This is a genomic window from Paenibacillus sp. P4_E11 (assembly GCF_056401635.1).
In genome coordinates, this window is the sequence record NZ_JBFUIX010000379.1 from 1 (window position 1) to 1,977 (window position 1,977).

The window sequence follows — 1,977 nt, forward strand, 5'->3', positions numbered from 1 at the left end:
GTTGCTCCAGTTGTCCAAGCTCTGTTCACCGATGATGAATTTAATCACATTCTCGTCACGATATTTGTCGATAGCAGCACCAGTAGTCGTGATCGTCTCCAAATCCTTTTGATTAAAATCAGGCAGGCTGCGGTAGGGGGCGTCATACTTACGGGCTTCGACATAAGCATCTTGAAGCTCCTTGGAAGCCATGGACAAATAGGCATCATAATCGATCCATGTATAAGTACCATTGGTCGCTAGACCCGTTTCCTTACGGAAATCGACGGCTGTCTTGTAATCCGACTTAATCTTTTTCTTCCCGTTCTCAACGGTATAGGTTTCTCCTTCTTTCCCCCAGCTGGAAATTAATCTTCCTTCCTCGCTGTAAAGGAAATCTACCGTCCGCATAATATCTTTGATTTGCTTGGATTTAATCGAAACCGTAAGCCCAGAATCGACAACGTGCATATAAGCGTTCTGTGGTTTCCCTCCTTGATTACCGATAGGGGGGGCCATGAAGGTCAGATTAAAGTTAGGATTGCTTTTCCTCAAAGCGTCGTTAAAGAAATCGATTCGGCCAATATAATCAACTGTAACGAACGATTGCTCCGTGGACATCAGATCCTGCCATTTCTTTGCATCAACGGTTAACCAGTCTGGAGGCATAAGACCTTCCTTGTAAAACTTATTTAAATATCCAAGCATCTTTTGATAGCTTTGCTCGGTCGGGCCGTATTTGACGTCTCCGCCGTCGAGATAGAAGCCTTCGTTGGTTTGAAAGTTAGCAGATAGCACTTTAAGCAATAACAGATTATTCCCAAGCCGGAAGCTGAACGGATAGCTCTTCGGATACAGTTCTTTCAATTTTTTGAGCACGGTATACAGCTCATCGAAGTTGGTTGGAGCCATTAGGTTATGCTTTTGGAACACATCCTGCCGATACATCCAAATCATTCGGTTTGCTTCGCCAAACCCTTCATTGGGAAACATGTACATTTTCCCGTCTGCCGCCAATTGCGCTTTCGCAATCTCCGGATATTTCTCCATCCATTTAGTGAAATTCGGCATATCAGCCTTGTAATCTAGAATGTTGACAAGAGCGCCCTGTTGTCCGAATTTATTAGTCTGCGATCTTCCATACATAAACATCAGATCAGGCATATCTCCCGAGGCGATCGATAAGTTAATCGTATCCTCGAGCTTACCGGAAGGTGTTTGCACATTAAATGTGGCCCCTGTTTTCTCCTCGATCATCTTCCAGACTGGCCAATCTTTATTGTAAGGATAGCTGGGGTGGGAATCGGTTAACATCGTAAACGTCTTTTTCGTCAAAGCACCTGATTTCTCCGGATTGGTTGTCGCGGCTTGGCCGCCTTCTTGCTTCTTTTCACTGCAGCCTGCAATTAATGTCATACTCAACATGATCATCATGAACAGATATAATCCTTTTTTCACTGAAACCGCTCCTTTTTTTTTACTACGTCATCCATATGTAGACCTCAAATAAGAAATCCTTTATCCTTTGATCGCCCCGATCATCACCCCCTTAACGAAATACTTTTGCAGGAATGGATACACGGCGAGAATAGGCAAGGTAGCTACCATTATCGTGGCATACTTTAAGGATTCTTCCACAATGACCTGATCGCCTCCTATCCCCATAGCATCCGAAGAATTTAATTGGCCTGCCAGGACGATATTCCGTAAAATAACCTGCAGCGGAAACAGATCGGGATTACGTAAATATAAGAGGGGAAGCATGAAATTGTTCCACATGGCTACGGCATAAAAAAGTCCTATTGTCGCAAAAATGGCCTTGGACAACGGCATGACGATTCTAAAGAAAATGCCTAATTCATTTAAACCATCGATCTTTCCGGATTCCTCCAGCTCTACTGGAACTCCGCTGTAAAACGTTCTCATGATCAACAGGTTCCAGGTACTTACGACCGCCGGCAATACCATCCCCCATAGCGTATCCATCAACCCGTAGGA

Annotated in this window: 2 protein-coding genes; both read right to left on the reverse strand. The window is 44.2% G+C overall.

Annotated elements, in window-relative coordinates; all coding sequences use genetic code 11:
• Nucleotides 1-1,437 (reverse strand): extracellular solute-binding protein (locus AC1DWB_RS34225; RefSeq protein ID WP_477545535.1); only part of this gene is annotated, 1,437 nt, incomplete at its 3' end.
• A 60-nt stretch (nt 1,438-1,497) separates the two neighbouring features.
• On the reverse strand, nt 1,498-1,977 hold a 480-nt coding region (locus tag AC1DWB_RS34230), incomplete at its 5' end, for a carbohydrate ABC transporter permease (RefSeq protein ID WP_477545536.1).